The organism is Antarcticimicrobium luteum, assembly GCF_004358185.1.
In the GTDB taxonomy this organism is placed as follows: Bacteria; Pseudomonadota; Alphaproteobacteria; order Rhodobacterales; family Rhodobacteraceae; genus Antarcticimicrobium; species Antarcticimicrobium luteum.
The window spans coordinates 47295-74253 of record NZ_SMUV01000056.1 but is presented as its reverse complement, the minus strand read 5'-3'; the positions used below and the strand labels follow the sequence as shown (position 1 = coordinate 74253).

Below are 26959 nucleotides of genomic sequence, written 5' to 3'. Positions count from 1 at the left end.
CACTCACTCCCAGAGCGGCAGCCCCGACAGGGCCGAGACCGCGATGATCGAATAGGCCACCGCACGATAGATCCGCTCGAAACCCGGGCGGAAGATCGCCGCGCCCAGCAGATTTCCCGCCAGGTTCGGCAGCGCCAGCGCCAGCCCCAGCAGCACCGGTACCAGAACCAGCGCATCCTGAACTGCCAGCACGCCCATCAGCGCGATGTCGAAGAAGAACAGATAGGCCATGATCGAGGCGCGGACAACCGCCACCGGGTTCGGGCTGGCCATATAGAGCAGGATCACCGGCGGCCCCGGCAGGGCGGCCAGACCACCCAGAAACCCCGCCGCGCCGCCGGTGCCAAGCACCATGCGCGGCCCCAGCGGACCGCGATAGCGCAGCCCGCCCACCAGGCATCCCAGCATCCCCAGCGACAGCAGCGACACCGTGGTGCGGAACATTTCCGGCGCCACCATGCTCAGCGCCGCCAGCCCCAGCGGCAGCGCCAGAAGGGTCGCGCCCACCAGCCGCAGCAGGTCGCCCCGGTCGGCCCGGCGCAGCGCGGCGGGTATATTAGGAATCGGACCCAGCAGGTCCATCGCCGAGATCGTGATCAGTGCCCACAGCGGCGGCAGAACCTGCGCCGCCACCGGCACAAAGACAAGACCGGCGCCGAAACCGGCGAACCCGCGCACCATGCCCGCGACAAGGGCCGCCAGAACCAGCCAGCCCAGCCCCGGCGTCGCCAGGGCTGCGGCCAGCGCGTCAGGCATCCACGTTTGCAAACTGGTTGCCGGAATTCTTCGGGTCAGGCTTGGACCAGTCGCGCTTGACCCCCAGGAACAGCAGGATCGCCGAGGCTACGAAGACCGAGGAATAGGTGCCGACGATCACGCCCCAGATCATCGCAAAGACAAAGCCGCGGATCACATCGCCGCCCAGCACGAACAGCGCGATCAGCGCCAGCAGCGTGGTCAGCGAGGTCATCAGAGTCCGGCTGAGGGTCTCGTTGATCGAGAGGTTCATCACCTCTTTCAGCGGCTTCTGCTTGTATTTGCGCAGGTTCTCGCGGACCCGGTCGAACACCACCACGGTGTCGTTCAGCGAATAGCCCACGATGGTCAGCAGCGCCGCGATGATCGCCAGGTCGAATTTGATCTGCAGCTCGGAAAAGATGCCGATGGTCAGCAGCACATCATGGATCAGCGCCACCACGGCCCCCAGCGCGAACTGCCATTCAAAGCGCATCCAGATATAGATCAGCACCGCCCCGATCGCCAGAACCACTGCCAGAACCGCGGTCTGCACCAACTCGCCCGAGACCTTGGGGCCCACGGATTCAACCGAAACGAACTTGATGTCCGGCACCACGGCCGCCAGCGCGTCCTCGACCGTCTGAGTCATCGCCGCGCTGATCGCCTCCTGGTCGTCCTGCGCCTGGATGCGGATCATCGCCACATGCTGATCGGCGCGAAAGCCGGGATCGAACACCTCGGAAATCACCACATCGCCCAGCCCCAGCGGCGTGATCGCATCGCGGTAGGTACCGATATCGACCGCCGTCGTGCTCTCGGTGCGGATGGTGGTGCCGCCGCGGAAGTCGATACCATAGTTCAGCCCCCGCAGCGCAAAGGAGCCGAAGGCAACCACCATCATCAGGCCGGAGATTCCCAGCCAGAGTCTCCAACGCTTGAAGAAGTCGAACGAGGTTTGGGCGGGAACCAGTCGCAGTCGCATCTTATACCTCGATCGTTTTGGGGCGGCGGCGCTCGAACCAGACCACGATCAGCAGCCGGGTCACGTAGATCGCCGTGAAGACCGAGGTGATCAGACCCAGGCCCAGAGTGATGGCAAACCCGCGTACCGGGCCGGAGCCGATGGCGAACAGGATCACCGCGGTGATGAAGGTGGTGATATTGGCGTCAAGAATCGCGCTCAGCGCCTTTTCATAACCCAGCTCGATCGCCCGCGCCGGGCCCCTGGCGGTCTTCAGCTCTTCGCGGATCCGCTCGAAGATCAGCACGTTGGCATCCACCGCCATACCGACGGTCAGCACGATACCGGCGATCCCCGGCAGCGTCAGCGTCGCCCCGATCAGCGACAACAGCCCGAAGATCATCGCGATATTGAGGATCAGCGCAATATTGGCGAACAGCCCGAACAGGCCATAGCTCAGCCCCATGAAGATCAGCACGCCGGCAAAGGCGATGCCGGTGGCCACCTTGCCGGCCTCGATGCTGTCGGCACCCAGCTCGGGGCCGATGGTGCGTTCCTCGAGGAATTCGAGCCCCGCCGGCAACGCGCCCGCACGCAGCAGGACGGCCAGGTTGGTGCTCTCCTCGACGGTGAAATTGCCGGTGATGATGCCCGAGCCGCCGGGAATATGGCTCTGGATCACCGGGGCGCTGATCACCTCGTCATCCAGCACGATGGCAAAGGGCGCGCCGATATTGTCGCGGGTGTAATCGCCAAACTTGCGCGCGCCGGTGGTGTCGAAGCGGAAGCTGACCGCCGGCCGGCCGTTCTGGTCGAAACTGGGCTGGGCGTCGACCAGATCCTCGCCGGTGACGACGGGGGCGGCCTCGATGGTGTAATAGACCCCCTCCTGGTCCATCGACGGGAGGATCTTGTTACCCACCCCGGCACTCGCATCGGGGTCGGAGCCGCGCCCGACCACCGGGTTGAAGGTGAGTTGCGCGGTGGTGCCGATGATCGCCTTGAGTTCGGCGGCGCTGCCGATGCCGGGCACCTGGATCAGGATGCGTTCGGTACCCTGGCGCTGGATCGTTGGTTCGCGGGTGCCGACCTCGTCGATCCGGCGGCGGATGATTTCCAGCGCCTGTTTCACCGTGCGGTCGTCGGAGGCGAGCTTTTCGGCATCCGACAGTGCGACGACGATCTCGGCGCCGTCACCGCTGACCACGATGTCGGTCGATCCGGCACCGCTAAGTGTTTGAACTGGCCGGGCTAATCCGCGAACCACTTCCAACGCGCGGGCCATGTTCTCGGGCTGGCTGATGCGAATGCGCAGCGCGTCCGGGGCCGAGGGCTGCAGGCGGATGGTGCCGATGCTGGCGCGTTCCGGGCGCAGCACGTCGCGGATTTCCGGCCACATGGCCTGCATCCGGTTTTCATAGACGTCGGCGACCCGAACCTCGGCCAGCAGATGCGCGCCGCCGCGCAGATCGAGGCCGAGATTGACCAGCGACGACGGCAGGAACGCGGGCCATTGCCCCGCCTGCGCCTCGAGTTCGGGGGTGGTCATCCCGGTCTCGATCACGGCGCGGGCATCGTTCGACTGCTCGACGCGGGTATAGAAGGCATTCGGCATGGCGAGGATCAGGCCCGCCGCGCAGAGCAGCCAGATCAGCACCCGTTTCCAGGTATCGAAATGTAACATTACCCAGCCTTTTCAGTGGGTTGGAAGGGCAGATCTATTTCGCCGGTTCGGTCTTGTTGATGACCTGAGCGATGGTGGACTGGACCACGCGGACCTTGACGCCCTCGGCCAGCTCGACCTCGATCTCGTTGTCGTCCTTGACCTTGCTGACCTTGCCGATCAGGCCGCCCTGGGTGACCACCTGATCGCCGCGGCGCAGGGCCGAGACCATGGTCTGATGCTCCTTGGCCTTTTTCTGCTGCGGACGGATCAGCAGGAAATACATGATCGCGAAGATCAGGATAAGCGGGAGAAACTGGCCGATTGCGCCTACGTCCATGGGTGTGTCCTTTGGTCTGATATGGCGGGGCGGCCCCGCGGGTTGGCGGGAACCTATGCGGTGACAGGGGTCTTTGCAAGGCGGCGAATTGGGGAGTTTCGCGGCGATTCTGTACGGTTCTGGCGGGGGCGCGGGGGCCCGGTTTGAGCGGTTTGGGCAGTTTTCGGGGCGTTTTGTACGGTTTGGTTGGTCTTGGAGGCGGTTTGAGCGACGCGCAACGCTCGGCGATGGCGCAACGCCGCCCCTCTCCATCTCTTCCCCGGCCGGGGGATGGGCTGGCGGGGCACACCATTAATCAAAAGGCCCACCCGGACGCAGGCCGGGCCGCGCCCGCCCCTCCCGTCGCACCTGAGGTGCGCCGCCGATAGTTGGCACACCTTTGGCGTGACGGGCGGGCGCCTTGTTGACGTTGCGCGCCGAAGTGGTGGTCGGCATAACCTCGCCCCCTCCCCGCGCACAGCATGTTTCCCCGGCCCGCAGTTTGCGGCATAACCCCGGCCAAACCGACTCAACCCGAGGGACCATCCCATGCATGACATCCGTGCCATCCGCGAGAACCCGCAGGCGTTCGACGCCGCCCTGGCCCGCCGGGGCGATGCGCCGGTGTCCTCCGAGCTGCTGGCGCTGGACGAGGCGCGGCGCGCCAAGATCCTGGCGGCCGAGACCGCGCAGGCCGATCAGAACAAGGCCGCCAAGGCGATCGGCGCGGCCAAGGCCCGGGGCGACGAGGCGGAGTTCGAGCGGCTGCGCGCCGAGGTGACCGAGAAGAAAACCGAGGTCGCCGCGATGCAGACCGAGGCCAAGGCGCTGGACGCGCAACTGACCGACAAGCTGGCGCGCATTCCCAACCTGCCGGCCGAGGACGTGCCGGAGGGCAAGGACGAGGCCGACAATGTCGAGGTGAACCGCTGGGGCACGCCACGGACGTTCGATTTCGCGCCGAAGGAGCATTTCGAGATTGCCGGCGTGATCCCGGGGATGGATTTCGAGACCGGCGTCAAGATCTCGGGCGCGCGGTTCGTGGTGCTGCGCGGCGCGGTCGCGCGCATCCACCGGGCGCTGGCGCAATTCATGCTGGACACCCATGTCGACGAGAACGGGCTGACCGAGACGCAGACCCCGGTGCTGGTGCGCGACGAGGCGATGTATGGCACCGACAAGCTGCCGAAGTTCGGCGAGGACAGCTATCAGACCACAAACGGCTGGTGGCTGATCCCGACCTCGGAGGTGACGCTGACCTATTCGGTGTCGGGCGATGTGCTGGCCGAAAGCGATCTGCCGATCCGGATGACGGCGCACACCCAATGTTTCCGCAGCGAGGCGGGCAGCGCCGGCAAGGACACCTCGGGCATGTTGCGCCAGCATCAGTTCGAAAAGGTCGAGATGGTCTCGATCACCCGTCCGGGCGAGAGCGACGCCGAACAAAAGCGAATGCTGCGCTGCGCCGAGGGGCTGCTGGAGAAACTGGGCGTGCCCTATCGCACGGTGATCCTGTGCACCGGCGACATGGGGTTCGGCGCGCGGCGCACCTTTGACATCGAGGCATGGCTGCCCGGGCAGGATACCTATCGCGAGATTTCCAGCGTCTCGACCACCGGCGATTTCCAGGCCCGGCGGATGAACGCGCGGTTCCGCCCCGAAGCGGGCGGCAAGCCGGAGTTCGTGCATACGCTGAACGGCTCGGGGCTGGCCGTCGGGCGCTGCCTGATCGCGGTGCTGGAGAACGGCCAGAACGCCGACGGCTCGGTCACCCTGCCGCAGGTTTTGGCGCCCTATCTGGGCGGCAAATGCACCTTGAGCGCCGAGGGCGCGCTGGTCTGAGCCGGCGGCCTGCGCCGGCAGCGGTCAGTCGGATTTCTTTTTCCCGGCCTTTTGCTTTTTCTTGGCCTTCTTCGCCTTCTTGGCGGGTGCCCCGGCCTCTTTCTGCTTGAGCTTGGCTTTTTTCGCCTTGGCCTTGGCCTTTTTCTTGGCCTTGGCGAACTCGGCGGCGAGCAACTCGGCCTTTTTCTTGGCCTTGTCCGCCTTGGCCTTTGCCTTGGCCTTCTTGCCGGCGCGGATCTCGGCCTCGGTCTTTGCCCCGGTCGCAGGATCGGTCTGCGTCGGAGCGGCGGGCTTTGACTCTGGCTTCGGCTCTGGCTTCGGCGCCGGCTTGGCAGGAACGATCGCGGCCGGACGGCGGATCTGTTTGGCGGGTGGACTGCGGCGCGGGCGCGGTTTCGCAACGGCGGTGGTGATCGGTTTCGCCGGAACCGAGGCAGCCGCACTTTTTTCCGCCGGGGCCTTCACCGCCGCCCTGGCCACGGCGATCAGCGCCTCGGCCCGGCGCGGGCCGATGGTCCGCACCGCGGTCAGCGCAGCAGGCGTCGCGGCGGCGAGATCGGCGGGAGTGGCGAAACCATGTTCGGTCAGGGCATGGGCAAGCGCGGGGCCGATACCGCGCAGGTCGGTCAGTTGGGTCATTTTTTCTCCTTCTGTCTACCGGGCCGTCTGTCGGGCAGTTTATTGCGCTGTCTGTCGGGCTGTCTATCGGGCGTCGGCCAGGGGCGCCCCGGCAAAACCAGACGCCCCGCCAGAGTGGCGGGGGTGTGAGCGAGCCTAGCCCGGGACCGGCCTGAATGTATATACATAAAATATACAGACCAGCACCCGCAGGGCGCGGCAGCGGGCGATCCGCGGCCCGGATCCACAGCCCGCCGCCAGCCCCGGCTCAGCGCGCGGTCTGGCGGGCGGTCTGCCCGGCGGTTCCATCGGGTTTCGGGAAGGGCACCAGACGTCTGGCATCCTCATCCCAGAGCTTGAGACGCAGCGCGGCGACCGCCTCGGGGAATTTGATCCGGCGGGGGGCGTATTCGGGCGGCAGATTGTAGTGACAGGCGCGCAGCCGGTAGGACGGGATGCGGGCGTTGAAATGGTGGATGTCATGCAGGGTGATGCAGGCCACCGCCAGATCGAAGGCCCGGCCGAAGTCCAGCGCCGATGAGCCCTGAAGCGCGGCGATCTGCGGGTCGAGATCGGGGCGGCGGTCCCAGTAGGTGTCTTCGAAATTGTGCTGCAGATAGACCAGGAACACGCCGATCATGCCGCCCAGGAAGGAAAAGGCGAAATAGACGCCAAGGCCGGTCCAGCCCGCCAGCATCCAGATCAGCCCGACCCAGCCCAGTACCGCGAGGTTGTGCAGCAGCACGCCCCTCACGCCGAAGCGGGCGGTGTTCTTGGGCCAGCGGTAGCGGATGAAATAGGTGAAGAGCGCGCCGGCGGGCACCAGGATGAAGGGGTTGCGATAGAGCCGGTATTGCAGCCGCGACCAGACCCCCGCCGCGTTCCATTCGCGCAGGGTCATGGTGTGGATCTCGCCGGTTTCGCGGTGTTCCAGGTTGCCGACGCCGGAATGGTGCAGGTTGTGATTCTGCTTCATCACCTCGAAGGGGGCGAAGGTGAAGGGCGACAGGCCATGGCCCGCCCATTCGTTCTGCGCCCGCGTCTCGAACAGGGAGTGATGGCCGCAGTCATGTTGCAGCACATAGAGGCGGACCGCCGAGAAGGCGTGCACGACGCCGGCGGGGATCATCACATACCACAGCTGCACATAGGCGATCGCCAGGTAGAGCGAAGCGAAATAGACCGCAAAGGTGCCGAAATAGCTGAGTGCGGCCAGGCGGTTGTCCGGTTTGGCGTATTGTCTGGTGTAAGCCCTGAGATCCATTTCTGTCCCCGTGTCTACCCTCGTGTCTGTCCCCGTCATCCTGGTCAGGCAGCATACATCAGTTAGGTCTGGGCCGTGCCCACGCAAGCCCGCGCGCGGCGTCAGCCATTGATATCGTGAGTTTGTGACGAAATCACCACCTTTGCCCCGTCATTTGCAGATCGGCAACTCCAGCGGCGGCCGTTTCGGCAGCGACTGCCGCCAGTCATCGATGATCGGCTGGAGGATTTTTTTGGGCCAGAACTTGGGCGCGTGGATCGCCTTCAGGCAGGCCGCGTTCCAGTAGAGCCCGGCGCGCACCAGAGACCTGCCCGTCTCCGCCGCCCTTGCAACCGCGTTGATGTCGCCGGATTCAGGGTAGATGTAGAGTGTCGTCGGGTTTCCCTCCACGCGCGCGAGGATCTCCTTGGAGGCCGACTGCGACCAGGTCGTGCAGCCGTTGCTGCGGCCGCCGGTGTAGTTCACCAGTTTTCCGAAGGGGACATAGCCCTCTTGGTCGGCGTGGGGGCTTTCGGGGGTCTTCAATCGGCATTGCCATTTGACGAAAACGGCCGGATGGCCACCGATGGCCCGCTCGCGCGCGTTGTCCGTTTCGCTTTCTCCGTCAAACAGCAGGAAGGTGCGATGGAATGGTGTCCGTTTGCCGGACTGGCGGACATAGCCTTTGAAAGACGTTCTCGTCTCAGCGGTCACATAGGCGCCGCCCATGGTCAGCTTCGACCCTTCCGCGTTGCTGAAGTGTTTCGCGCATTGCCGGCCATTGGAGAAATCCGCCCGTTTCAGTTTCCGCCCGTTGCCGTAGCCCGAGGACACCGCGCGGAAGGATTTGCCTGCCTCGCAAATGACGTAGAACCGGCGGCCCGGCTTGCCGCCGGCGGCGGTGCTCGGGCGCGTCGCATCCATGGCCAGGTAGCAGGGATTGGAAACCGTGCCTTCTGCCAGTTTCCGCTGGTAGAGCGCACGTGCCCTGTTCAGGACCACCGGGGCGATCTGGCCCTCGCCCGTGCCGACATGCTTTTGCAGCCAGGCGGGAATCGGAGAGGCCTGCGCGGCCGCCGGTGCTGATTGAAAACCGGGCAATGCGGCCAGGAAAAGGGCGGCAAAGGTGCGACGGCGCGCATTCAACAGCACTGCGAAAATCTCCTGCTGGACCATCCTCGGGACCAGCATAGCACAAATCGCTTCTGTGCCGATGGTTCTGCGGAGGATGGCAGAAGATTGCCGATACGGCAGGGCGGGCCGGTCAGGCTATCACCGGCAGCCGCGCCACCACGCTCCAGAGGCTGAAACGGTCCGGAGAGATGGCCGCCCCGGGCCCGTCGCGCGCGCTGTCGATGACCGCCCCCGCATCGGGGCCGATCATCGACATTTCCGGCCGGGTCCGCCTCAGGCGTTCCAGGGATGATCGCCGTTGGCGTCCTTGACCCGGGTCGGCAGGCCGATGCGATCGAGGATGGAGAAGAAGGGTTTCGGGTCCAGCTCCTCGACGTTCTTCATGGTCCCCGCGTCCCATTCGCCGCTGGCGACCAGCATCGCGGCGGCCACCGGGGGAACGCCGGCGGTGTAGGAGATGCCCTGAGAGCCCACCTCTTCATAGGCGTCCTTGTGGTCGGCGACGTTGTAGACGAAGATCTCGACCTCTTCGCCGTCCTTCACGCCCTTGACCAGATCGCCGATGCAGGTCTTGCCGGTATAGTTCGGCGCCAGCGACGCGGGGTCGGGCAGCACAGCCTTGACCACCTTGAGCGGCACCACCTCGAGCCCCTCGGCGGTTTTCACCGGCTGTTCGGACAGCAGGCCGAGGTTTTGCAGCACGGTGAAGACATTGATGTAATGATCGCCAAAGCCCATCCAGAACCGCACGTCGGCCTGCGGGTAGTTGGTGGCAAGGCTGTGCACCTCGTCATGGCCGGACTGATAGGCGCGCTGTTTGCCGACCACGGGCAGATCCCAATCGCGACCCGACTCGAACATCGCCTTTTCCTTCCACTGCTGGTCTTCCCAGTAATAGACGGTGCCGGTGAATTCTCGGAAGTTGATCTCCGGGTCGAAGTTGGTGGCGAAATACTTGCCGTGACTGCCTGCGTTGATGTCGACGATGTCGATGGATTTGACCTCGTCCATCTGGTCGATGGCGTAACGGGCAAAGGCATTGACCACGCCCGGATCGAAACCGGCGCCGAGGATGGCGGTCACGCCCTTTTCGGCACACAGATCGCGTTTCTTCCATTCGTAGTTGGCGTACCACGGCGGGGTTTCGCAGATCTTGGCCGGATCTTCGTGAATCGCGGTGTCGATATAGGCCGCCCCGGTCTCGATGCAGGCGTCGAGCACGGTCATGTTGACGAAGGCGCTGCCGACGTTGATCACGATCTGCGCGCCGGTTTCCCGGATCAGATCGGCCACCGCGGCGGTGTCCATCGCATCGACCTGGTGCGCCTTGAGGACGCCCTCGTGTTTCATCGCGCGTTTTTCGCGGACCGACTCAAGGATCGCCTCGCATTTCGAAAGCGTCCGGCTGGCAATATGAATATCGCCGAGCACATCGTTGTTCTGAGCGCATTTATGCGCCACGACCTGAGCGACGCCGCCAGCGCCGATGATGAGAACGTCACGTTTCAACTCAAAGGACCTCCTTCGTGGGTGTCTAGGGGTGGTAAACTCTCTGCTTCAAGGTTTCACGACAAGGCGGCCGTGAAATCCTCATAGGTGAAATCGCGCACCAGACGGGTTGTGCCGTCCAGTTCCCGGATCGCGATGGCCGGCATCTTGACGCCGTTGAACCAGTTCTTCTTGACCATCGTGTAACCGGCCGCGTCCTGGATACTGAGCCGGTCGCCCGGGGTCAAAGGCGCGGGGAAGCGGAATTCGCCGAAGATGTCCCCGGCCAGGCAGGATTTGCCGCAGATCATCCATTCCTCGGGCCCCTCGTTCGGCTCCATCCTGGCGGATTCGCGGTAGATCAGCAAATCGAGCATATGCGCCTCGATCGAGCTGTCGACGATGGCAAGGTGTTTTCCGTTGAAGAGCGTGTCGAGAACGGTGACCTCCAGCGTGGCGGATCCGGTGATCGCGGCCTCGCCCGGCTCCAGATAGACCTGCACCTCGTTCTCGCCGGCAAAGCGTTTGAGCCGTTCGGCGAGGCGGTCGAGCGGGTAGCCTTCGCCGGTGAAATGGATGCCGCCGCCCAGGGAGATCCATTTCATCTGGCGGATCAGATAACCGAAGCGCTGCTCGATGGTGCCGAGCATGGCGTCGAAACGGTCGAAATCGGCGTTCTCGCAGTTGTTGTGGAACATGAAGCCGGTGATCTGATCCATCACCGGTTCGATGTCCTTGGGGTCATGTTCGCCAAGGCGGCTGAACGGGCGGGCCGGGTCGGCAAGGTCGAAGCCGGAGGTGGAGATGCCGGGGTTGACGCGCAGACCCCGCACGTGGTCGCGGCTGGCCTGCTCGAACCGGGTCAGCTGGCCGACGGTGTTGAAGATCACCTTGTCGGAGTTGGCCAGCACCTCGTCGATCTCGTGATCGGCCCAGGCCACCGAATAGGCATGGGTTTCGCCGGGGAATTTCTCGCGCCCCAGTTTCACCTCGAAAAGCGAGGAGGAGGTGGTGCCGTCCATATAGTCGCTCATCAGGTCGAAGACCGACCAGGTGGCAAAGCATTTCAGCGCCAGCAGCGCCTTGGCGCCGGAATGCTCGCGCAGCCAGGCGATCTTTTCCATGTTGGGGAGAAGCTGCGCCTTGTCGATCAGGTAATAGGGGGTTTGCATCAGGGGTGCGCCTCCGGCCAATGGGGACCCGTGTCAGAAAGCGGCCAATTAGCAGGTTCGGGCCGCAAAACAACCCCAGACTTGGGGGGGAACAGGCGGAATGTGGCGGGTGGGGCAGTTCGTGCGGTTTTGGTCCGTCGCATCACCCACTCCCTGACCCTCCCCTGACAGGGGGAGGCGCCGGCGGTGTCTGAGGGGAACGCCCATAGTGAGAAGGGGCGCGCCCGACCCTGGGTGGGCGCATTGACGTTCGAGAGATGCGAGGCGCCGTCGCTCCGCTGAACGCGGGTTCGGCGCGTGAGGTCACCAATGTGCCCTCCCGGGGGGGAGGGTCGGGCGCGGCCCGGCCTTGCGGCCGGGCGAGCGGTGAAAGAATGGAGAGCCTGTCGGGGGAGGAGAGCCCTTCGGCCGGGCCTCCTACTTCCCCTTCAGATGTTTCTTAAGCTTGCTCGGCTGCGCCTTCTTGCGGCCCTTGTACGGGTTCTTGTCGCCCTGCCCGCGCAGCGTCAGGCGGATCGGTGTGCCGGGCATGTCGAAATCCTGGCGCAGCCCGTTGACCAGATACCGCGAATAGCTTTCCGGCATCTTGTCGGGGTGCGAGCACATCACCACGAAGCCTGGCGGCCGGGTCTTGGCCTGGGTCATGTAGCGCAGCTTGATCCGTTTGCCCTGCGGCGCGGGGGGCGGGTGCGCCTCAAGCATGCCGGAGAGCCAGCGGTTGAGCCGGGCGGTGGAGACGCGGCGGTTCCATACGTCATAGGCGCGCAGGATGGCGTCGTGCAGACGGTCGAGCCCCCTGCCCGTCTTGGCCGAAACGGTGACCAGCGGCGCGCCGCGCAGCTGCGGCAGCAGGCGGTCGAAGGCCTCTTTCAGATCGCGCAGCTTTTCCTGCTTGTGCTCTTCGACGTCCCATTTGTTGACGGCGACGACCACGGCGCGACCCTCGCGCTCGGCCAGATCGGCGATGCGCAGATCCTGTTGTTCGAAGGGGATGGCGGCGTCGAGCAGCACAACCACCACCTCGGCGAACTTGACCGCGCGCAACCCGTCCGAGACCGAGAGCTTTTCCAGTTTCTCCTGCACCTTGGCCTTTTTGCGCATGCCAGCGGTGTCGAAGATGCGAATCGGCGTGCCGTCCCATTCCATCCGCAGCGAGATGGCGTCGCGGGTGATGCCGGCCTCGGGGCCGGTGAGCAGACGCTCTTCGCCCAGAACCTTGTTGATGAGGGTCGATTTGCCGGCGTTGGGGCGGCCCACCACGGCGATCTGCAACGGCTTGGCCGCGGTCGGGACCGGGGTGCGGGAGATCTCGTCGCCGTCCTCGAAATCGGCGTCCTCGTCCAGGTCGACCTCGATTTCGGGGGTGTGGTCATCGGCACGGGCGGCGAATTCGTCGGCCAGCGGCTGCAGCTGGGCATAAAGATCGTTGAGCCCCTCGCCGTGTTCGGCGGAAAGCCGGATCGGCTCGCCCAGGCCAAGGCCCCAGGCCTCGATCACGCCGGCGTCGGCGGCGGCGCCCTCGGCCTTGTTGGCGGCCAGCATCACATGGGCGGACCGTTTGCGCAGGATCTCGGCGAACATCTCGTCGATGGGGGTGACGCCGGTACGGGCGTCGATCATGAACAGGCAGACATCGGCCATGTCCACGGCGCGCTCGGTCAGCCGGCGCATCCGCCCCTGAAGGCTGTCGTCGGTGGCGTCCTCGAGCCCGGCGGTGTCGATCACGGTAAAGCGCAGATCGCCCAGCCGCGCCTCGCCTTCGCGCAGATCACGGGTGACGCCGGGCTGGTCGTCGACCAGCGCCAAACGCTTGCCGACGAGGCGGTTGAACAGAGTGGATTTGCCGACATTCGGCCGACCCACGATGGCGAGGGTGAAGGACATGGACCTTTGACTTTCGAAAACTCAGATGCGCCCCTTAGCGCATCTGAACGTCAACGGAAAGCGTGCAGTTCGCCGGTGGCGCTGACGACATAGAGCGTGCGGCCCGCCACAACCGGCGCGCTGGTGGCGCCGCCCGGCACCTGGGCCGAGGCGGAAAGGCTGCCGTCCTTGGGGTCGAAGAAGCGCAGAAAGCCGTCATTGGAGGCCACCACGATCCGCCCGCCGGCCAGGATCGGCCCGTAGTTGGCGTAAACGGCGCCGCGTTTCTTGGAACTGTCGCGCAGGTAATCGGAGAGATTGACCGCCCAGACGGTGGCGCCGTCGCGGGCGTCGAGACGAACCAGCTGGTTGCGGTCGGTGACGGCAAAGACGCTGTCGCCGGCGGGCAGAACCGGGCCCAGGGCCCCCTCCTGCGCGGTCCAGAGGCGTTCGCCGGTATCGAGCTCATAGGCGACGGTGCGGCCGGCATGGTTGCCGGCGTAGATCCGCTTGCCCACCACCACCGGGCTGCCGGTCACGTCCATGATCAGCGCCTGGGCGCGTCCCTTGCGCTGGCCGGCGACCGAGGCGTACCAGCGGCGCAGGCCGCCGCGGCGGAAAGTGGCCATCAGATCGCCCGAGCCGAAGGCGAAGATCGCCAGATCGGGGGTCAGCGCCGGCGCCGGCGCGCCCAGAACATTGGTGATGCTGGGGGTGGCCGAGACCTGCCAGGCGATGCGGCCATCGTCGGTGTGCACGGCCCAGCCGGTGTCGTCGCCGGCGACCAGATAGATCAGCCCCTTGTAGACCGTGGGCTGGCCCGAGCCGGTGGCGTCGAGTTTTTGCTGCCAGCGCTGCTTGCCGGTGGCCGCGTCCAGCGCGGTCAGCAGGCCGAAGCCGGAGGAGACGTAGAGCGTGCCGTCGTGATAGGCCAGACCGCCGCCGGTGGCCTGTTCCTGATCATCGGCGGGCGGGGTGAGATCGGCGCTCCAGGCGACGGCGCCGTCGCGGGTGACGGCACTGACGCGGGCGGCGGCGTCGAGGGTATAGATCAGACCGTTCGCCACCACCGGGGCGGCGGTGATGCGTTGCCGGCGGCTGTCGCCCGCCCCGATCGGAGCCGACCAGACCAGGCGGGGCGCGGCGGCGAGCGCGGGATGCGCGATGCGATAGGCCGGCGTGCCCTGAGCCTGGGTCCAGGCGGCGTTGACGCTTTGCCCGGGCAGGCGGATGGCGCGGCTGACGTTGCCCGAGAAATCCTCGACCTGGCGCGCCTCGGCGAACGGGCGGATATCCTCGCGTTCGCCGGGAAGGATGATTTCCGGCTCGGCGCAGCCGGCCAGGAACAGCACCGCGCCGCCGAGAAGGGCGAGACCGGTGCGCGAAAGGGAAAACGCTGCGTTCATACTGATGATGCCTGTCGTCCTGTCCGTGTTCAATCTGCCCGGGTCATCCTGTCCGGCTTGCGGGCGCCGTCCCTCGTTCCGGCCAGGGCGCTCAGCCCTGCTGGCGGCCCGGCGTCGCGGCGGGCGTGCCGCCAAGCGCCACGATGACCTGTCTGACGCGTTGCTGCAAGACGACATCGGCCTCGGCATCCTGAAGGATGGCCTGAAGCCGGTCGAGCGCGGCCTCGGTGGCGCCCTCGGAAATGTCGATCAGCGCGATCTGTTCCTCGGCCAGCAGGCGCAGCGGCGCGCCGGGGCTTGCCAGCGCCTCGAACTGCATCCGGCGGGCGTCGGCCGGCAAGGTGCCGGCCTGCAGCACCAGCGCCTTGAAGCTGGCGATCTGGCGATAGATTTCCGGCAGCTCGCCGTTGCGGGCGATGTCCTCGAGGTCGGCGACGGCCGCCGCGATCTCTCCGGCCTCGGCGCGGGCGGCGGCGGTCATGAAATCGAGCACCGCCTCGCCGCCGGGGCTGCCGGCCCGGATGTCGGCCAGCGCCGCAGCCCGGTCGGCGGCGGCATCGGATTCCAGCGCGGCCAGCATCGCGTCGCCCAGAGCCTGCGCGGCGGCGGTATCCTGCGCCTTGCGATACTCGTTATAGGCGGCGCCGCCGACCACGGCGACGATCACCACCACGGCGATCCAGCCATAGCGGCGGAACATCGCGAACAGCCGGTCGCGGCGGACCTCTTCGGTGACTTCTTCGATGAAACTGTCGGCGTCGCTCATGCCTTGCCCCCGGCCCTGTTCTGCGGATCCGGCTTTGCGGATCCTGTTCTGCGGGCCCTTCCGGCCCGGTGTTTCCGGCTGCCCCGGCGTCATGCCCAAAGGGGCGAATTGCCCCCTATTAACCCGCATGTGGCGACAAGCCAAGGCCCGGCAGGCCGGCAAATTTCCATGATACGGGGCGGATTCGTCAAAAAAAACCGAACTGAACCGCTTGGTTTAGCCTGGACAGACTCCCCCAAAGCCTCCATGTGTTCGCTGTTTATGGACCCCAGGCGAGTTTTGGCCGAATTTACCGAGAGAAACCCATATGCGACCCATTCCCTTTCTGACCGCAATTCTGGTGACCGCCGCGCTTTACCTCGCGGTGTTCGAGCGGGACCGGCTGCTGGCCTTTGCCCGCGGCGCCAACGCGGAAGAGGCGGCGCAGGCGGTCGGCGGGGATGACGCGGCGGCGGAGTCCGGCGCCGGGGTTCCGGCGCAGACGGGGGTCCGGGCGGTGGGGGTCGTGGTGCTGCGCTCGCAGGCGCGGACCATCGACAGCGCGGTGCGGCTGCGCGGCCAGACCCAGGCGAAGCGGAAGGTGCAGGTGCGCGCCGAGACCACCGGCGCGGTCGTCTCGGAACCGCTGCGCAAGGGCGCCTTCGTCAAGACCGGCGATGTTCTGTGCAAGCTGGACCCGGGCACGCGCGAGGCGACCCTGGCGCAGCAGCGCGCAGCGCTGACCGAGGCGCGGGCGCGGGTGCCCGAGGCCGAGGCGCGGCTGCAGGAGGCCCATGCGGTGCTGGACGAGGCGCAGATCAATTACACCGCCGCCAAGAAGCTGAACGAGGGCGGATATACGGCCGAGACCACCCTGCTGGGCCGCGCCGCCGGTGTGCGCAGCGCCGAGGCGGCCATCGCCTCGGCCGAGGCCGGGCTGGAGGCCACCCGGTCGGGGATCGAGGCGGCGCAGGCCGCCGTCGCCGCCGCCGAACGCGAGATCACCCGCCTGACCATCACCGCGCCCTTCGACGGGCTGCTGGAGACCGATGCGGCCGAGCTGGGCAGCCTGCTCCAGCCCGGCGGCCTCTGCGCCGAGGTGATCCAGCTCGATCCGATCAAGGTGGTCGGCTATGTGCCCGAAACCGAGGTCGCGCGGGTGACCCCCGACGCGCAGGCCGGGGCGCGGCTGGCCACCGGCGTGCAGGTGGCGGGGCGGGTGACGTTCCTGAGCCGCTCAGCCGATCCGACCACCCGCACCTTTGAGGTGGAGATCACCGTGCCCAACCCGGATCTGAGCATCCGCGACGGTCAGACCGCGGATATCGCCATCGCGGCCGACGGGGCGCTGGCGCACAAGGTGCCGCAATCGGCGCTGACCCTGAACAACGAGGGCCGGCTGGGCGTTCGGGTCGTCGACCCCGGCGATGTGGTCGGCTTTCTGCCGGTGACGCTGCTGCGCGACGATGTGGACGGGGTCTGGCTGGGCGGGCTGCCGGAGCGGGCCGACATCATCGTGGTGGGCCAGGATTTCGTGACCGAGGGCGTGCATGTGGCGCCCACCTATCGGGAGGCGGCGCAATGACAGGCATCGTCGACTGGGCCGCCGCCCGGGCGCGGATGGTCATCGCCTTTATCGTGATCTCGATCCTGGTGGGCGGCTATGCCTATACCAGCCTGCCCAAGGAGGGCGAGCCGGATATCGAGATCCCGGCGCTGTTCGTGTCGGTGCAGTTCCCCGGCATCTCGGCCGAGGATGCCGAGACGCTGCTGGTCAAGCCGATGGAGACCGAGCTGGCCGATCTGGACGGGCTCGACAAGATGACGGCGACCGCCGCCGAGGGCTATGCAGGCGTGGCGCTGGAGTTCGAATTCGGCTGGGACAAGACCGCCACCACCGCCGATGTGCGCGACGCGATGAATTCGGCGCAGGCCAATTTCCCCGACGGCGCCGAGCAATACACCATCGCCGAGATCAACTTTTCCGAATTTCCCATCGTCATCGTCAACCTGACCGGCGCGGTGCCCGAGCGCACCATGGCGCGGGTCGCCAAGCAGCTGCAGGACGATCTGGAGGCGCTGGACCCGGTGCTGGAGGCCGGCATCGCCGGCAACCGCGACGAGATGCTGGAGGTGGTGATCGACCCGTTGCGGCTGGAATCCTACAACGTCACCGCCGCCGAGCTGATCAGCGTGGTGCAGAACAACAACCAGCTGATCGCCGCCGGCGAGGTCGAGACCGATCAGGGCACCTTTTCGGTCAAGATCCCGTCGTCCTTCGACAGCCCGCAGGATGTCTATGACCTGCCGGTCAAGACCAACGGCGACCGGGTGGTGACGCTGGGAGAGCTGGCGCAGATCAACTATACCTTCGAGGACCGCGAGGGCACCGCCCGCTTCGACGGCGAGAACACGGTCGCGCTGCAGGTGGTCAAGCGCAAGGGCTATAACCTGATCGACACCGTCGAGATGGTGAAGCAGACGCTGGAGACCTCGCGCGCGAAATGGCCGCCGGAATTGCAGGCCGCGATCCAGGTGGGCACATCGAACGACCAGAGCCGAGTGGTCGGTTCAATGGTCGGCCAGCTCGAAGGCTCGGTGCTGACCGCGATCGCGCTGGTGATGATCGTGGTGCTGTCCTCGCTGGGCAGCCGCGCCGCGCTGCTGGTCGGCTTTGCCATCCCGACATCGTTCCTTTTGTGCTTTGCGCTGCTGGCGGTGATGGGGGTGTCGATCTCGAACATCGTGATGTTCGGGCTGATCCTGGCGGTGGGGATGCTGGTCGATGGCGCCATCGTGGTGGTGGAATACGCCGACAAGCGGATCAATGAGGGCGTCGGCCCGATGCACGCCTATGTGGATGCGGCGCAGCGAATGTTCTGGCCGATCGTCAGTTCGACCGCGACGACGCTCTGCGCCTTCTTGCCGATGCTTTTCTGGCCCGGGGTGCCGGGCGAATTCATGGGCATGCTGCCGGTGACGCTGATCTTCGTGCTGTCGGCCTCGCTGGTGGTGGCGCTGGTCTATCTGCCGGTGATGGGCGGGGTGACCGGGCGGATCAGCCGGGTGTTCACCCGTACCTCGGAGCGGCTGCGGACGCGGCTGCCCTGGGTGGTGCGGGCGGCGCTGGTGCCGGTGGCGCTCTATTCCATGTTCCTGGGCGCGATGCAGGTGCTGAACCCGGCCTATCTGCTGCCGGCAGAGGCGGGCGTGTCGCCGATGGCCGGGGCGCTTCTGGGTGCGGCGCTGTTCCTGCTGGCGGCCTTTGCCGCCTCGATCACGCTGAGCGCGGCGAAGATCCAGCGCCCGCCGCGCCGGGTCGCGGCGCAGAACCGGCACACGCTGTTCGGCTGGGTGATCTATGCCATCGCCGGCAATCCGGTCATGCCGGTGATCGCCATCGCCACGGTCTTCGCCGGTGTGTTCTATGTCACCGCGGTGCTGTTCCCGGCCAATTCGCGCGGCGTCGAGTTCTTTGTCGAGTCCGAACCGGAGCAGGCCACCGTCTATGTGCGCGCGCGCGGCAACGTCTCGCTGGCCGAGACCGACATGATGGTGCGCCAGGCCGAGCAGGTGGTGATCAGCCATCCGGCGGTGACCAACGTGTTTTCCTTTGCCGGCGACGGCGGGCTGAACCAGAACAACGGCGGCGCGCAGCTGCCGCCCGATACGGTGGGCCAGATCCAGTTCGAGATCATCCCCTGGGAGGACCGCCCGACCGTCACCGAGACCTGGGGCGACGGCCGGTTCACCCGCCACGTGACGGCCCCCGAATTCGATGGCGATTTCGTGCTGGACCAGTTGAGCGCGGAGCTGGCGAAACTGCCCGGGTTCGAGACCGAGGTGGTGGCGCTGGGGCGTGGTCCGGCCTCGGCCAAGCCGGTGCACCTGCGTCTGAAGGGCGACGACTGGGGCAGCCTGACCGCGGCGACCGAACAGGCCCGCAAGCTGTTCGAAGAGACGCCGGGGCTGATCAAGATCGAGGATTCGCTGCCGCTGCCCGGCATCGACTGGCAGATCGACGTCGATGTCGAGAAGGCCGGCCGGTTCGGCGCCGATGTGGCCACCGTGGGGGCGATGGTGCAGCTGGTCACCCGCGGCATCCTGCTGGACACCATGCGGGTCGAGAATTCGGACGACGAGATCGAGATCCGGGTGCGGCTGCCGCGCGAGGACCGGGTGCTGAGCACGCTCGATACGCTGAAGGTGCGCATCGGCGACGGGCTGGTGCCGCTGTCGAATTTCGTCACCCGCAAGCCGGTGGCGAAGCTGGCCAAGATCAGCCGGGTCGACCAGCAGCGCTTTTACGACGTGAAGGCGGATGTGCAGGCCGGGCTGGTCAAGGCAGTGACCGAGGATCCCGAAACCGGGGCCGAGCGGCGGCTGGCCGCGCTGCACAGCCTGGAGGGCGGTGTCGCCGGCGGCGGCGAGGTGATCGAGACCCCCAAGGGGGACCGCTACGAGCTGGTCCGTCTGACCGGCGCGGAGAGCATCGCGGCCCTGAAACAGGCGCTTGCCGATGGCAGCGCCCATATCGCCCCGATCAACGCCAACGAGCGCATCGCGGCGCTGACCAAGTGGCTGGAGACCGATCCCTTCCCCGCCGATATCGCATGGGAATGGACCGGCGATCAGGAGGAGCAGGCCGAGAGCCAGGCGTTCCTGTCCAAGGCGTTCCTGGCCGCGCTGGGCCTGATGTTCATCATCCTGCTGGCGCAGTTCAACAGCTTCTACAACTCGGTGCTGGTGCTGCTGGCGGTGGTGCTGTCGACCACCGGGGTGCTGATCGGCATGATGGTGATGCAGCAGCCGTTCTCGATCATCATGACCGGCACCGGGATCGTGGCGCTGGCGGGCATCGTGGTGAACAACAACATCGTGCTGATCGACACCTATCAGGAGTATTCCCGCTATATGCCGCGGATCGAGGCGATCGTGCGCACCGCGGAATCGCGGATCCGGCCGGTGCTGCTGACCACCATCACCACCATGGCGGGGCTGACGCCGATGATGTTCGGCCTGAGCCTGGATTTCATCGGCGGCGGCTATTCCATCGACAGCCCGACCGCGCTGTGGTGGAAGCAGCTGGCCACGGCGGTGGTGTTCGGACTGGGCATCGCCACCGTGCTGACGCTGGTGGTCACCCCGTCGCTGCTGGCGCTGCGGGTCTGGATCGGAACCTATCTGGGGCTGCTGGGCCGCGGGCTGGCGCGGCTGAGCGCCGGCCGGTCGAGCCGGATTGCCCGCGACATGCGGCTGCGCCGCTCGGCGCGCAAGCTCAAGCCGCGCGAAATCCTCTGGGACGACGGCAGCGCGCCGGACGGCCCGGCAGAGCAGCCCGGCCCCGCCCCATCGCTGAAGGCGGCAGAGTAGCAACCGGACCAGGCGGCAGCGCAGGCGGCGGCCCTGCCCTCGTCTGTGTCCCTGCCCCTTTCTCTGCCCGCGCCGGACGACGGATCGTGCCCGGCCCCGGATTGCCGGCCGGATCTGGCCGGGCATCGCGTCTCGGTTTTTGTCGGTGAATCGTCACGGCGGACGGAATTGCGGGTGGCGACGGTTCAGGGAGCTGAAACAATGAAAACCGCGGGCCTGGATTGTCGCCGCGAAATCGTAAATTTCGACGAAAATGAGACGATCTTTACTCAACTTTTGCGAAATCTTCCCAGGTGGGTAAATTGAAACCGGAACACAACCCGGAGGATTTTAATGATGTATCGTCGCGTACTGACCTCAGCCGCATCTCTGGCCGCCCTGCTGATGACCTCGGCCTCGGCCTCGGCCTCGGCCTCGACATGGAGCGGCGGCAGCTGGACGTCCCGCTTTTTCGACTGGTGCTGGGGAGACACGGGTGACACCAGTTCGCGCGTGCCGGAGATCGACGCCTCGACCGGGCTGCTGGCGCTGGCCACACTCGGTGCCGCGCTGGCGCTGGCCTGGGAAGTCAAGCGCCGCAGCAGCCGGCCCTGATCTGGCCTGACTCGGGCGGGCGTTCGCCTCAGATCAGCGACCAGTCCCCTGCAAGCAACGCCGCGGTCGCCACCGCGGCGTTTGCCGTTGCATGGGCCAGGATCGCATCGCCCAGCCGGCCGCGGCGCAGCATCACCACGGCGAACACCAGCCCGGCGATCCCGGCCTCGAGAATGCGCCCGTGCAGCAGGGCGAAGGCCAGGCTGGAGATGATGATCGCGGACAGCCGCATTTGCCAGCTGCCGGTATCGAGCCGCGCCAGCAGGTAGCCGCGAAAGAACGCCTCTTCGACCACCGGTACCAGCAGGGAGGTGCCGAGGATCCGGATCGCCGCCCAGAGCGCGAAGGCGCCGGTGCCGAGCCGGTCGAGACCTTGCAGCGGCGCGGCCCCGGCAGGGGCGAGCGCGATCCAGCCCAGCCCCACGGCGAGTCCGGCCAGCAGCGCCACCGGATCGAGCCGCCAGTCCAGCGCCAGCAGCGGCGCGCGGAACAGCCAGAGCGCCGCGGCCATCATTGCCGCCTGTAGCGGAAAGCCGAGCGCCGGGGCCTGCCAGAAGGCGTTGACGACCAGTCCCGAGAACATGAACACGATGAAGGGAACGATGCGCGCCGCGGCCCAGTCCCCGGTCAGCGCGGCGTCCGGAGCCTCAGCCGCCCCCGCCCCCGCGCCTGCCGCCTGTCCCGCCCCGGCGGCCCCGGTTGCCCCGGTACGCTGCAACGCGGGCAGCCCCTGCACCACCGTCAGAATGCCGAGCGCCAGAAGGGTGAAGAACAGCCAGCCGGCAAAGCTGTGAAATCCGTTGACCGCCAGCGCCGGCGAGCCATGGGCGCCGATCAGGATCAGCCCGGTGATGCGCAGCAGATTGAACAGCCAGCTGACCAGCAGCGCCGCCGGCAGAACGATCAGCCAGTAGCGCCCGATGCGCAGGTTGCCCTGCATCAGCAGCGCGTAGATCGCCATGAAGCCCGCGACCAGGGCAAACCCCTCGATGCCGGAACAGGAGGAGGCGACCTCGACATGAAAATCGCCGGTGCCGATGGTGGGCGGGGTCAGGTTCAGATTGACGCTCTGACCGGCCAGCGACAGCAGCACCGCCACCCCGTAGAAGGTCGAGAGCAGCAGCGCGTCGGTCTGCCAGGCAAAGCCCAGTGCGTCGGCGAGGTCGGGAATCAGCGCCGCCACCACCAGGATCGCCAGCAGCGCGCCGCCCCGGCGCAGCCAGCCCGACCAGTCGCGCGGCGGCATCAGCCAGAACAGCCCCCCCAGCGCGGCCAGCGCCGCGCCCCCCGTCAGCAGCGCCAGGAAAAGGTCAAAGCCGGCGCGGTGCGTCGCGGCGTCGGTGGCCAGCCAGGGCAGGAAGATGAGCGCGAGGCCAAGCCCGTGCAGCAGCGCCCATCCCGGGTGGCCCGGGACCGCGTCGACGCGCGCGGCGAGATCGCGGCGCAGATCGGCCCGCAGCGCGAGCACCAGCCCGAGCGCGGCGGCGATGCAAAGGCCGCGCAGCGCGCCGCCGCGCAGCGCGCGGCAGGCCTGCTCGACGCCGGTCTGGCGGCATTCGAAATCGGAAAGAACCTGAAACACCAGCACGACCGCGACCAGTTCGGCCGCAAAGAGCGCCGCCGCCAAACCCATCCTGTTGCCCATGTTCCGCCTGCCCGTTTCAAGGTGTCCTGTGCCTTGTCACACCATAGCAAGGGGACGAAATCGTGGCGACACCCGGGTGATTTCGCGCCGCGCCGCGGCGCGGCGGGTCTCAGGCGGCGTCGGCGCTGGCCTGCTGGCGCTGCCACAGGGTGGCATAGCGCCCGCGCCGCGCCAGCAGATCGTCATGCGCGCCCTGCTCGACGATCTCGCCGGCCTCCAGCACCACGATGCGGTCGGCCTCGGCGATGGTCGAGAGGCGGTGGGCGATGGTGATCACCGTGCGCCCCTCGCCGGCGAGGGCAAGCGCGCCCTGGATCTCCTGCTCGGTCTGGGTGTCGAGCGCGCTGGTGGCCTCGTCGAGCAGCAGGATGGGCGGGTTCTTGAGCAGGGTGCGGGCGATGCCGACGCGCTGTTTCTCGCCGCCCGACAGCTTCAGACCGCGCTCGCCCACCTGGGTGTCGTAGCCCTGCGGCAGGCTGACGATGAAATCGTGGATCTGGGCCGCGCGGGCGGCGGCCTCGATCTCGTCCTGGGTGGCGCCGTCGCGGCCATAGGCGATGTTGTAGCGGATGGAGTCGTTGAACAGCACGGTATCCTGCGGCACCACGCCGATGGCGTCGTGCAGGCTGGTTTGCGTCACGTCGCGCAGATCCTGCCCGTCGATGCGCAGGGCGCCGCCGGTGACGTCGTAGAACCGGAACAGCAGCCGCCCGATGGTCGATTTTCCCGAGCCGGTGGCGCCGACGATGGCGACGGTCTGGCCGGCCGGAACCGTCAGGCTGACGCCCTTGAGGATCTCGCGGTCGGGGTTGTAGCCGAAGCGGACATTGTCCATCTCGATCTGGCCGCCGGTGACCCTGAGCGGCGGCGCGCCGGGCTTGTCGCAGACCTCCTGCGGCTGTTCGAGCAGATCGAACATCTCGCCCATGTCGACCAGCGCCTGGCGGATCTCGCGGTAGACGGTGCCGAGAAAGTTCAGCGGAATGGTGATCTGGATCATATAGGCGTTGACCATGACGAAATCGCCGACGGTCAGCGCGCCGCTCTGCACGCCCAGGGCGGCCAGCACCATCACCCCGATCAGCCCCAGCGTGATCAGGAACGACTGGCCGAAGTTCAGGAAGGCCAGCGAATAGGCGGTCTTGAGCGCGGCGCGTTCATAGCCGCGCATGGCGCCGTCATAGCGGGCGGCCTCGCGCGCCTCGGCGCCGAAATACTTGACCGTCTCGTAGTTCAGCAGGCTGTCGATCGCCTTCTGGTTGGCGTCGGTGTCCGAATCGTTCATCTCGCGCCGCAGCTGCACCCGCCATTCGGTGACCTTGAAGGTGAACCAGACATAGAGCCCGATGGTCACCACCACGATCAGCAGATACCAGGCGTCGAACAGCACGGTCAGGATGATGGCGACCAGCGACAGCTCGAGGATCAGCGGGCCGACGCTGAACAGCATGAAGCGCAGCAGGAATTCGACCCCCTTGACCCCGCGCTCGATGATGCGGGACAGACCGCCGGTCTTGCGGGAGATGTGATAGCGCATCGACAGCCGGTGGATATGCGCGAAGGTTTCCAGCGCCAGCCGCCGCAGCGCCCGCTGCGCCACCGGGGCAAAGAAGGCGTCGCGCAGTTGCTGCAGGCCGACGGACATCATCCGCGCCACGCCATAGGCCACGGTCAGCCCGACCGCCCCCAGCGCCAGCATCGGCACCCCCTCGGCGGCCAGCGCGTCGACCGCGCCCTTGTAGAGGACCGGCGTATAGACCGCGATCAGCTTGGACAGGATCAGCATCGCCATCGCCAGCACCACCCGGCGTTTCACCCAGGGGTGTTCGGCCGGCCAGAGGTAGGGGGCGACCCTGCGGATGGTGCGCCAGCCGGATCGGCGTTCGGAGTGGGCAGCGGTGGGGTTTGTTGTGTCGCTCATGGTGAGTTCAGATAGCGCCTGTGTGACTTGACATCCATGGCCGAAATATGGCCTATATAATTCAATAGTTCATGAGTAGTTGAAACGTGAAGCAGTGTCGAGCCCTAAATGCCCTGTCCGCGCTGGCCAACGAACACCGGCTGGAAGCGGTGCGCCTGATGGTGCCCAGGGGGCACGACGGCCTGACCGCGGGTGAAATCGGCGCGGCGCTGGAGCTGTCTGCCTCGCGCCTGAGCTTTCATCTCAATGCACTGGAGGCGGCGGGGCTCATCGAGTCGGAGCGCAAGGGACGCAACATCTGCTATCGGGTGAGTTACGGCGCGCTGCGCGATCTGATGGGCTATCTGCTGACCGACTGCTGCGGCGCGCATCCCGAGATTTGTTCGTCCCTGATGGCCTGCGACGGCAAGCCGCCGGGCGCGCGGCGCGGCTGATCCGGGCGCCCCGGCGGCGCGGGTCCGAGATCCTGCCGCCCCTTTCGGCATCTATTCGGGAATGGTGAACACCTGCCCGGGATAGATCAGGTCGGGGTCGCGGATGCGGTCGCGGTTGGCCTCGAACACGCGGACATAGAGGATCCCCTCGCCATAGCGGTCGCGCGAGATCGCCCAGAGCGTGTCGCCCTTCTGCACCGTCACCGCGCGCACTGCCGGGGCGCCCTTGGGGTCGCCCGGCTCCGGCGCGGGCGGGCGCAGCGCCTCGGGCGCCTCGCGCTTGAAGGGGGTTTCCAGGCGGCTGACGACCTCTCCGGCCGCGTTCACCTCGTCCAGGCGCAGGATGTAGACGCCGGGTTCCACGCCGGTGAGCTGGCCTTTCCAACGGCCATCCCCGCCCGCGGTCAGATCCGCGACAGCCTTGTTGTCGAGATAGACACGCACAACCGAGAGAACCCCGGCGCGGCCCGACAGCAGCACATCGCCGGTCTCGGAATAGCTGATGGTATCGAGGGCGATCTGGTCCATCACCTCGGGCTCGGGCGCGGTAGCGGGCTGGATCAGTTCGACCCCGCTCGCATCGGCGCGCAGCACCGCGACGGGCGCCGGGGCGGGCGCGGAGTTCGGCGCCGCTTGGGGCGTGGGTTCAGGCGCCGGTTCGGGCACGGATGCGGTGACCGCCGCCGCCTCCTGCGTGGCCGGCGGGGTGAGCGGCGCCGGCGCGGTGGCGGATGTGGCGGCCGATGTGGCGGCGGACGTCGCGGGGATGCCGGCGGCCGGAGCCGGCGCGACCTGATCCGACGATGCGGGTGCCGGGGCTGTCTGAGCCGCGCCCGGTTCGGTCGATGATCCGGCCACTGTTTCGGTCGTCGTTTCGGCCCCTGCTTCGGTGGTTGTTTCGGTAGCTGTTTCGGTAGCTGTTTCGGTGGCGGGTCCGGTCGGCTGCGGCGCGGTCGCGGTGTCGGCGCGGGCAACCTGTTCGGCGGCGGTGTCCGTAGCCGGTGCCGGTTCGGTCGCGGGCTGGGCGCCGGCCTCTGCTCCGGCGGGTTGCGGCTGTGGCGGGGCGGCGGGTCGATCCGCCGCCCCCTCCGGCGTCCCTGCCCCGCCGGTCGCGGCGGTCGCGTCGACCTGGGCGATCTGCGGCGCGGGCTGCGGAGTCGGGGCAAGGATGATCTGATCGTCAGAAAGCACGCTTTGCCCGTCGAGATCGGCGCGCAGCATCATGACCCGGGGCGCATCGCTGGGCGGCAGGGTGAGGAAACTGGCAAATTCGCCGGTGCCGGCGACGGTGAAGCTGTCGATCTCCTCCGCGTCAAGCAGCACGGTGATGGTGCTGGCGGGGGCGGCCTTGCCGGCGATCACGGTGGTGCCGTCGGGCTCTACCCGCACCAGATCGAAACTGGGCGCGGCAAGCGGCGGCACGGCGGGGTCTGCCTTGTCCGGTTCGGGGGCCGACGGGGTGGCCCCGGCCTGCGCTGTCTGGTCCGGCGCGGGGGCGGAAACGGTGTCCGTCCGCTCTTGGGTGGCCGGTTCGGTCACGGCGTCGGCGCCGGATGCGGGTACGGGTGCGGGCGTCGCCTGGGTGGCGGGGTCAGGTTTTGGCGCGGGGGCGGTGGCCTGCCGGGCCGCCGGCGCGGGCGGCTCCGGGGCCGGGGAAGGCGCGGGACCAAACACCCCGGCGACATACAGACCCCCGCCGATCGCCGCCGCAGCAAACCCGGCCAGCAGACCCCAGATCCAGCCGGCGATGCCGCCACTTCCCGCTTCAGATGCCATTCGTGTCTTTCCCCCATCCGCGGA

At 67.1% G+C, this 26959-nt stretch carries 20 protein-coding genes; 5 read left to right on the top strand and 15 right to left on the bottom strand.

The annotated features are described in order from the left end of the window. Positions 1 to 3 precede the first annotated feature (3 nt). From E1832_RS06525 to yajC, 4 genes are read right to left on the bottom strand one after another with little or no spacing between them, the layout of a single operon-like run. The gene (locus tag E1832_RS06525; protein ID WP_133358930.1) at positions 4 to 756 is read right to left on the bottom strand and encodes a TSUP family transporter; all 753 of its coding nucleotides are present in this window, start codon (positions 754 to 756) and stop codon (positions 4 to 6) included. After that, positions 749 to 1720, bottom strand: coding sequence for a protein translocase subunit SecF (secF, locus tag E1832_RS06520; RefSeq protein WP_133358929.1), 972 nt, complete (start codon positions 1718 to 1720; stop codon positions 749 to 751). Before secF ends, E1832_RS06525 begins: the two co-directional genes overlap by 8 nt. 1 nt (position 1721) lies before the next feature. Then, the gene (gene secD, locus E1832_RS06515) at positions 1722 to 3383 is read right to left on the bottom strand and encodes a protein translocase subunit SecD (RefSeq protein WP_133358928.1); all 1662 of its coding nucleotides are present in this window, start codon (positions 3381 to 3383) and stop codon (positions 1722 to 1724) included. A gap of 34 nt (positions 3384 to 3417) precedes the next feature. Then, positions 3418 to 3702, bottom strand: a complete 285-nt coding sequence (gene yajC / locus E1832_RS06510) for a preprotein translocase subunit YajC (RefSeq protein ID WP_133358927.1) — start codon at positions 3700 to 3702, stop codon at positions 3418 to 3420. Positions 3703 to 4230: 528 nt separating this feature from the next. On the opposite strand from yajC, the gene serS reads away from it, so the two are divergent. Further along, a complete protein-coding gene (gene serS / locus E1832_RS06505; protein ID WP_133358926.1) occupies positions 4231 to 5523 on the top strand; it encodes a serine--tRNA ligase in 1293 nt (430 codons plus the stop codon). A gap of 24 nt (positions 5524 to 5547) precedes the next feature. Here serS and E1832_RS06500 read toward each other — a convergent pair whose 3' ends face one another. The 8 genes from E1832_RS06500 to E1832_RS06465 all read right to left on the bottom strand — a co-directional run bounded on the left by E1832_RS06500 (position 5548) and on the right by E1832_RS06465 (position 15213). Next, positions 5548 to 6162, bottom strand: a complete 615-nt coding sequence (locus E1832_RS06500; RefSeq protein WP_133358925.1) for a helix-hairpin-helix domain-containing protein — start codon at positions 6160 to 6162, stop codon at positions 5548 to 5550. Between the two features lie 247 nt (positions 6163 to 6409). Continuing rightward, positions 6410 to 7405 carry a fatty acid desaturase gene (locus E1832_RS06495; RefSeq protein WP_133358924.1) on the bottom strand — a complete coding sequence of 332 codons (996 nt, stop codon included), beginning with the start codon at positions 7403 to 7405 and terminating at the stop codon, positions 6410 to 6412. A gap of 150 nt (positions 7406 to 7555) precedes the next feature. Then, a complete protein-coding gene (locus tag E1832_RS06490; protein ID WP_245513866.1) occupies positions 7556 to 8575 on the bottom strand; it encodes a murein L,D-transpeptidase catalytic domain-containing protein in 1020 nt (339 codons plus the stop codon). A 216-nt stretch (positions 8576 to 8791) separates the two neighbouring features. Then, positions 8792 to 10027 carry a saccharopine dehydrogenase family protein gene (locus E1832_RS06485; protein WP_133358923.1) on the bottom strand — a complete coding sequence of 412 codons (1236 nt, stop codon included), beginning with the start codon at positions 10025 to 10027 and terminating at the stop codon, positions 8792 to 8794. A 56-nt stretch (positions 10028 to 10083) separates the two neighbouring features. Further along, complete coding sequence (locus E1832_RS06480; protein WP_133358922.1) at positions 10084 to 11178, bottom strand: carboxynorspermidine decarboxylase; 1095 nt, start codon at positions 11176 to 11178, stop codon at positions 10084 to 10086. Positions 11179 to 11595: 417 nt separating this feature from the next. Beyond that, on the bottom strand, positions 11596 to 13062 hold the full coding sequence (gene der, locus E1832_RS06475; protein ID WP_133358921.1) for a ribosome biogenesis GTPase Der: 1467 nt from the start codon (positions 13060 to 13062) through the stop codon (positions 11596 to 11598). Between the two features lie 50 nt (positions 13063 to 13112). Beyond that, complete coding sequence (locus E1832_RS06470) at positions 13113 to 14447, bottom strand: PQQ-like beta-propeller repeat protein (protein ID WP_133358920.1); 1335 nt, start codon at positions 14445 to 14447, stop codon at positions 13113 to 13115. 91 nt (positions 14448 to 14538) lie between these two features. Then, entirely contained in the window at positions 14539 to 15213 is a 675-nt protein-coding gene (locus E1832_RS06465; RefSeq protein WP_133358919.1) for a tetratricopeptide repeat protein, read from the bottom strand. 307 nt (positions 15214 to 15520) lie between these two features. On the opposite strand from E1832_RS06465, the gene E1832_RS06460 reads away from it, so the two are divergent. From E1832_RS06460 to E1832_RS06450, 3 genes are all read left to right on the top strand, one after another. Beyond that, the gene (locus E1832_RS06460) at positions 15521 to 16777 is read left to right on the top strand and encodes an efflux RND transporter periplasmic adaptor subunit (protein ID WP_133358918.1); all 1257 of its coding nucleotides are present in this window, start codon (positions 15521 to 15523) and stop codon (positions 16775 to 16777) included. Continuing rightward, entirely contained in the window at positions 16774 to 20565 is a 3792-nt protein-coding gene (locus E1832_RS06455) for an efflux RND transporter permease subunit (protein ID WP_133358917.1), read from the top strand. The genes E1832_RS06460 and E1832_RS06455 overlap by 4 nt, the downstream gene beginning before the upstream one ends. Positions 20566 to 20901: 336 nt before the next feature. After that, positions 20902 to 21159, top strand: a complete 258-nt coding sequence (locus E1832_RS06450) for a VPEID-CTERM sorting domain-containing protein (RefSeq protein ID WP_245513864.1) — start codon at positions 20902 to 20904, stop codon at positions 21157 to 21159. Between the two features lie 28 nt (positions 21160 to 21187). Here the strand turns inward: E1832_RS06450 and xrtE are convergent, their stop codons facing one another. Together xrtE and E1832_RS06440 are read right to left on the bottom strand one after the other, a co-directional pair. Then, a complete protein-coding gene (xrtE, locus tag E1832_RS06445; protein ID WP_133358915.1) occupies positions 21188 to 22804 on the bottom strand; it encodes an exosortase E/protease, VPEID-CTERM system in 1617 nt (538 codons plus the stop codon). 109 nt (positions 22805 to 22913) lie between these two features. Continuing rightward, entirely contained in the window at positions 22914 to 24725 is a 1812-nt protein-coding gene (locus E1832_RS06440) for an ABCB family ABC transporter ATP-binding protein/permease (protein WP_133358914.1), read from the bottom strand. Between the two features lie 86 nt (positions 24726 to 24811). Here E1832_RS06440 and E1832_RS06435 point away from each other — a divergent pair, with 86 nt between their 5' ends. Continuing rightward, positions 24812 to 25159, top strand: coding sequence for an ArsR/SmtB family transcription factor (locus E1832_RS06435; protein WP_133358913.1), 348 nt, complete (start codon positions 24812 to 24814; stop codon positions 25157 to 25159). A 51-nt stretch (positions 25160 to 25210) separates the two neighbouring features. On the opposite strand, the gene E1832_RS22700 is transcribed toward E1832_RS06435, so the two are convergent. After that, positions 25211 to 26935: a LysM peptidoglycan-binding domain-containing protein gene (locus tag E1832_RS22700; protein ID WP_245513862.1), complete on the bottom strand. Its 1725-nt coding sequence runs from the start codon at positions 26933 to 26935 to the stop codon at positions 25211 to 25213. Between the last annotated feature and the right edge of the window lie 24 nt (positions 26936 to 26959).

What these genes read in the sequence shown, in the direction of transcription:
- E1832_RS06490 (WP_245513866.1), bottom strand. Translation starts at nt 8,575, where the DNA reads ATGCTGGTCCCGAGGATGGTCCAGCAGGAGATTTTCGCAGTGCTGTTG.
- secF (WP_133358929.1), bottom strand. Translation starts at nt 1,720, where the DNA reads ATGCGACTGCGACTGGTTCCCGCCCAAACCTCGTTCGACTTCTTCAAG.
- E1832_RS06460 (WP_133358918.1), top strand. Translation starts at nt 15,521, where the DNA reads ATGCGACCCATTCCCTTTCTGACCGCAATTCTGGTGACCGCCGCGCTT.
- E1832_RS06525 (WP_133358930.1), bottom strand. Translation starts at nt 756, where the DNA reads ATGCCTGACGCGCTGGCCGCAGCCCTGGCGACGCCGGGGCTGGGCTGG.
- E1832_RS06440 (WP_133358914.1), bottom strand. Translation starts at nt 24,725, where the DNA reads ATGAGCGACACAACAAACCCCACCGCTGCCCACTCCGAACGCCGATCC.
- E1832_RS06470 (WP_133358920.1), bottom strand. Translation starts at nt 14,447, where the DNA reads ATGAACGCAGCGTTTTCCCTTTCGCGCACCGGTCTCGCCCTTCTCGGC.
- E1832_RS06500 (WP_133358925.1), bottom strand. Translation starts at nt 6,162, where the DNA reads ATGACCCAACTGACCGACCTGCGCGGTATCGGCCCCGCGCTTGCCCAT.
- yajC (WP_133358927.1), bottom strand. Translation starts at nt 3,702, where the DNA reads ATGGACGTAGGCGCAATCGGCCAGTTTCTCCCGCTTATCCTGATCTTC.
- E1832_RS06480 (WP_133358922.1), bottom strand. Translation starts at nt 11,178, where the DNA reads ATGCAAACCCCCTATTACCTGATCGACAAGGCGCAGCTTCTCCCCAAC.
- E1832_RS06455 (WP_133358917.1), top strand. Translation starts at nt 16,774, where the DNA reads ATGACAGGCATCGTCGACTGGGCCGCCGCCCGGGCGCGGATGGTCATC.
- E1832_RS06465 (WP_133358919.1), bottom strand. Translation starts at nt 15,213, where the DNA reads ATGAGCGACGCCGACAGTTTCATCGAAGAAGTCACCGAAGAGGTCCGC.
- E1832_RS06450 (WP_245513864.1), top strand. Translation starts at nt 20,902, where the DNA reads ATGTATCGTCGCGTACTGACCTCAGCCGCATCTCTGGCCGCCCTGCTG.
- serS (WP_133358926.1), top strand. Translation starts at nt 4,231, where the DNA reads ATGCATGACATCCGTGCCATCCGCGAGAACCCGCAGGCGTTCGACGCC.
- der (WP_133358921.1), bottom strand. Translation starts at nt 13,062, where the DNA reads ATGTCCTTCACCCTCGCCATCGTGGGTCGGCCGAATGTCGGCAAATCC.
- xrtE (WP_133358915.1), bottom strand. Translation starts at nt 22,804, where the DNA reads ATGGGCAACAGGATGGGTTTGGCGGCGGCGCTCTTTGCGGCCGAACTG.
- E1832_RS06495 (WP_133358924.1), bottom strand. Translation starts at nt 7,405, where the DNA reads ATGGATCTCAGGGCTTACACCAGACAATACGCCAAACCGGACAACCGC.
- E1832_RS22700 (WP_245513862.1), bottom strand. Translation starts at nt 26,935, where the DNA reads ATGGCATCTGAAGCGGGAAGTGGCGGCATCGCCGGCTGGATCTGGGGT.
- secD (WP_133358928.1), bottom strand. Translation starts at nt 3,383, where the DNA reads ATGTTACATTTCGATACCTGGAAACGGGTGCTGATCTGGCTGCTCTGC.